1 protein-coding gene and 1 pseudogene are annotated in these 1,408 nt (G+C 59.2%); both read left to right on the forward strand.

Annotated elements, in window-relative coordinates:
- A partial coding sequence (locus ACREAY_RS11860) for a hypothetical protein (RefSeq protein WP_431755974.1) occupies positions 1-471 on the forward strand: 471 nt, incomplete at its 5' end.
- Between the two features lie 50 nt (positions 472-521).
- Positions 522-1,408 (forward strand): annotated as a pseudogene (locus ACREAY_RS11865) (hypothetical protein); the annotation flags it as partial.

Consider the following 1,408-nt stretch of genomic DNA (forward strand, 5'->3'; position numbering starts at 1 on the left):
GACAAGGCGAGCCAGCGCGACGGCGACGTGCAGGCAATGGTGTTCGCCCAGATGGTGAGCCAGGCCCTGCAGGCCTACGAGCATGCAAGCGGCGCCATGACCGAGGAAAGCGGCCACGGCAATGCCAAGGCAAGCAGCGGGCACGCACACTCGTCTCCCGGCCACGATAAAGCTGGCGCCAAAGGCAAGCAGGCGCATGAAACCTCAAAGGCGTTCGTGTCCAAGGCCTCGACCATGTACAGCAAGGTGAGCAGGCTGGCGCCAAAATCCTCGGTAGACGAGATGGCCCTGGTAAAAGCAGGCTTCGCAGAACTACGCAACGCCGTCAACCACCACGAGTCTGTAGACAAGGTGGCGGTAATCGTGCACGGCAAGATCCACGACAACCTCATCAAGGCGTTCGACCTAAAACTGCCTGAAGAGGAAGAAGAGCAAGGCCACGAAGAAGAAGGCGACCACATGGCAGGCTAGTCCGCTTTTTTGGACAAATCTTTATGTTGCGTTCCTGCCGCCTTACCGGCGTGCTCCGCTACCTTGCAATAGCCCTAATAGTCGTTTTATCTGCTTCATTTTCCTCCGCCTACGGGCACGGTCTCGGCTATGACCTTGCGCCTTCAGTCCTGATTGACGGCCGGCAGGTCGCCGTGGACGCGACCCTCTCTCCAAGCTACATAGAGGGAGTTGCAGGTAGCCAGCCGGTCTTTACCGTAAGGACTATCGAGCCTGCCACCAACTCTACCATCCCAGACATCGACTACCGGATAGTGGTGGAGAACGGGGGCGAGGTGTTGCTCGACCGGCAGTTCAGCTCGCCAGACGGGTACGTCCGGGCGCTCCTGGTGCCGGACAAAGACGCCACGCAAGCAATCGTGAACGGTCAGGCTGGCGGCAGCGTGCAGGTAAGCCTGGAAAGCCCTGCCCAGATCAGGAGCAGGATGATGTCAGATGGTGGCCTGTACCACATCGCGGTGATCCTGGAAAAGACGAGCGGGGGCCTGCAGTTGCCCGCCGACAGGACGTTTGACCTCTACGTCAGCGTCTCAAAGACCCAGGAATTCAGCGTGGACACGCCGCAGGGTCCGCAGGAGATGTCTGTCAAGACCTATTACGCCGACGTGGATAATTTCGCCTATGACAACGGGACTATTGCATTTGCGATGCCCTTTGACTGGAGGCAGGAATACGTCTCGCAGGTCCCGCTGGTGCACATGGAAGTCCAGTTCCCAAAGGCAGTCGAGGGCCTGCAGGTCAACGGGTACCGGGGGACGATAAACGGCATAGAGCTTGGCGCCGAGTCGATCCTCATTGACGACTACTCTTACGAGGACAAACGCCTGGTGCATTTTGTCCTCAGCGGCGACAGGCTGTCAAGCCTCGCCCGCACGGTAAGGGGGGGCAGCATGGACTT

It is taken from the genome of Nitrososphaera sp. (assembly GCF_050748925.1).
Taxonomy (GTDB): domain Archaea; phylum Thermoproteota; class Nitrososphaeria; order Nitrososphaerales; family Nitrososphaeraceae; genus Nitrososphaera.